This window comes from Pseudomonas sp. C321 (assembly GCF_055407105.1).
In genome coordinates this window covers 1-3,122 of the sequence record NZ_JBUZRB010000022.1, presented here as the reverse complement: position 1 = coordinate 3,122, position 3,122 = coordinate 1, and the positions used below count along the sequence as shown (strand labels likewise).

Below are 3,122 nucleotides of genomic sequence, written 5' to 3'. Positions count from 1 at the left end.
ACAGGTCAAGGGTCCGCTGCGCCCGGGACTCCGTTCGCCGCGACGGTGAAGCGCGTCACGACGAGCCGGGGTCGCGGCCCTTGACCTAGGAATATCGCGACCTACGCACAAGCGCATCAGCTGGTATGCGGATCAGATGTCTACAGGGCTCCAGCAAAAGTCACGAACGACAATGACGTTGTTGCCGTAGATGATATGCAGGTCATTTTTTTTGAGCTGTTTTGCGATGTTTTCCATAACCACATCGGCGAGACGTTCTCTGTCGCATATTTTGTAAAACTGAGCCCACTTTAGAGTCATGAACTCATTTCCATTTTTACGAAGTAATTCATTTACTTCCGATGCGATGCTGCTTACTGCCTTGGACATATGACACCCCAAAATGATGCTTGCGCGATTTTTTTGGCGATTCTATATGCCACTAAAAAATAAGCAACAGACTTCTTATGTATTTTTTGCGAGAGTTTTTAAAACGTATTTAAAATATCTTGCAGAATCCTTACAGACACCTTCGGGAAGAAGCATACAGGTGTGTTTGGATCATCAAAAATAGGCAATTAAGAGCCTCGATCGGGGCACGGGTACTTGTTCCCGTGCACTGATCGAGGAGACAAGCGCAGCGCGTCAGACCTGTGCAGCTCGAGCGCGAAGGTCCATAACCTGGCGCGCAGATAGCTTGTGTAGATCCTGGTTGGAAAAGACCAGGAGAACGCGGATCGCTTTGGTTTCTTCGTCCCAGAGCTCTAGGTCGCTCATAAGAAATTGATAATCACCCAGGTATGAGGCCGCCAGATCCCGCGAAAGGGTCCTGTAAGCCTCTCCAGGCGTTTTTAGTGCCGCATTCACTGCGTCGGCTACCGGATCGGTTGCGATGGCCATACCGCCGTTATGGGCCCTCTCAATGGCATGCTCGTTGTACTCAATCGAACCAGCATCAGGGTCGTCTGTGGGATTCCCAGGACAAAGCTTGTCCTCCCAGGGCAGCACGTACTGCGATCTGCCGAGGATGTCCTGCAGAACGTAATCAGAGGGTTTTGCTAGACGCTGCATTGGGCTGCTCCCAGGCGAAAATCGCATGGTAGCGCAGCCTGCTTTGGGCAGCTGAAAGCTGCCTCCAGAGCGGCCACAAGCCGCTCTGATAAACCGGCGTCGAAGACGACGGGAACAGCCAGACAGACGCCACCCGAGCCCACGAGGGTGGTGAGGAAAAATGGCCCCCAGGCCGATTTTTTCCGTTCTGCCATGGTGCAGCCCGTCCAGGGCGAAACCAGGGTGCGAAGCATCAGGCCGCACCGCTTGCGTGCGCGTCAGGTGAAACCGGACCACCCTGGTTTCGAGCCAGAGCAGCAGAGGGAGGGACGAAGTCCCGCATCGATGCGTCGCGAAGTCTCAGAAAGCGGGGTGGTCCGGCTTTGCCGGGCGCGCACGCGGGTGAATTTTCGAGACAAGCCCGTCCAGGGCGCAGGGGAGGAAAGAGGGTGGCGAATCGCGCAGCGATTCAGAACCCTAAAGACCTTCCGGGGCGCTCCCCCGGGAGGTTTGGTCGTCCCGCAGGGGCGGCCACGGAACACCGTAGGGGTGACGGCACTTTGCTGTTGGTTTCTATGGTTTTGGCTCTTGGCTGTGCTATTGCTCGACCTATTGTTTCGCCTATTGCAGCGGCAATAGGTGAGCCATAGGACCGGGTCAGTCTCGAATGCTTGCCGGCTGATAGGAATCGTCCAGGTAGCGATAGAACCGATCCAAATACGGGAGCCCATCGAGAGGCTCATCAAGCAGTGAGTCTGGAATATCGACGCCACGGAAAGAGCCGAAGCTGTTCAGCAGGCGCTTACCCTTGAGGATCTGCGCCGCGTGCCAGTTGTCAGCCAGGGTCAAGTCGGAGAACTTCACCGCGTACTTAAACACCTCCATGAAGCCTTCCACGGGATCGCCCAGGATGGGCCTGCAATCCACGACCATGCTGTCGCCAGTGATCTTGTGCCACTCGGCGCTGAGGTCAGTTTGTGATGGCTGAGAGGTAGCCAAAATGATCATGTGGCAATGCGGATGCCAGCCCTTGCCCTTGTTGGTCAGCTCAAGGGTGTAAACAGCCCCCTCGGCTCTGCAAAGCTCAGTCCAGGGCGCGCCGCGAGTACCTGCGTTGAAGTCTCGGCGATGGTGCATTAGACGTTTGAGGGAGTGGCTGAGGTGAGCTTGCCGCTCGGCAAGATCAGGGCCGTTTCTAACGGTCAGGGTCAGGAGGTATGGGCGTAGATCCGGACGCTCTGTCTGGATAACCTGCCAGCGGCTCAGGTAAGCCCCAAGAGCCTTAGCGCCGCGGCGAATAGCACACAAAGGACAAACCAAGTGCTGCTTGCAGAACGTCGCACTGTGCAGTCGTACCTTGCCCACGGTGAAGTACTCGCGGAAGTGCAGGTAATTACCGCAACTGGCAAGGCCAGTAGCAGCTTTGATGGTCGCCTGGGAAGGAGCCTCTCGTAGATGCCTAAGCATCGCCTGAGACCTTGCGTGAGCAACGCCGTAGCGTGCTATCCTTTCGCCCAGAAGCCTAGCTTCGTCAGCCCCTGTGAACTCCCCTCCCGCCAAGTTGGTAGAGTTCACAGGGGTTTTTTTATGCGCCATTTTCGGCCCCCTTTTCCATGTGGCCGAGCATAGCACCTGCCGACACATTGTTTCTATGTATCAAGTAAAGCAGAGATCCGCCCGCCTCAAATCCGCGCAAAGCCCCGGAATCCGGGAGCATCAGCAGAAAAACAGTGACCAAAGCTAAAACATCCTTGCGGTCCAGCTCGATTGAAATCTTCACGCCCAACTCCTCAGTGGTGACACCCAATGCTGGCATCACGACGAGGAACATAACGGGCGAACTTTCCGACTCCACTCCGATGGCAAAAAACCGAAGAAGTCTTCGGTAAAGTGGGGGTGTAACAACACCCCTCACAGCAAGAGCACCCTCGCCGGGTGGCATCCCCCGGGCCCATTCGGGCCCAGGGAATTGCCAAAGGGTGATTTCGTCGGTGACAGGTCAAGGGTCCGCTGCGCCCGGGACTCCGTTCGCCGCGACGGTGAAGCGCGTCACGACGAGCCGGGGTCGCGGCCCTTGACCTAGGAATATCGCG

General features: G+C 56.3%; 4 protein-coding genes. All 4 read right to left on the bottom strand.

Annotated features, from left to right (window positions below; all coding sequences use genetic code 11):
* Window positions 1–132: 132 nt before the first annotated feature.
* The gene (locus ACZRJ6_RS26150; protein ID WP_153331005.1) at window positions 133–369 is read right to left on the bottom strand and encodes a hypothetical protein; all 237 of its coding nucleotides are present in this window, start codon (window positions 367–369) and stop codon (window positions 133–135) included.
* Window positions 370–624: 255 nt separating this feature from the next.
* Window positions 625–1,050 (bottom strand): hypothetical protein, encoded by a 426-nt coding sequence (locus ACZRJ6_RS26145; protein WP_153331004.1) that lies wholly within the window; start codon window positions 1,048–1,050, stop codon window positions 625–627.
* Between the two features lie 636 nt (window positions 1,051–1,686).
* Window positions 1,687–2,496 (bottom strand): protein rep, encoded by an 810-nt coding sequence (locus ACZRJ6_RS26140; RefSeq protein ID WP_198823169.1) that lies wholly within the window; start codon window positions 2,494–2,496, stop codon window positions 1,687–1,689.
* 118 nt (window positions 2,497–2,614) lie between these two features.
* Window positions 2,615–2,860 carry a hypothetical protein gene (locus ACZRJ6_RS26135; protein WP_153331003.1) on the bottom strand — a complete coding sequence of 82 codons (246 nt, stop codon included), beginning with the start codon at window positions 2,858–2,860 and terminating at the stop codon, window positions 2,615–2,617.
* Between the last annotated feature and the right edge of the window lie 262 nt (window positions 2,861–3,122).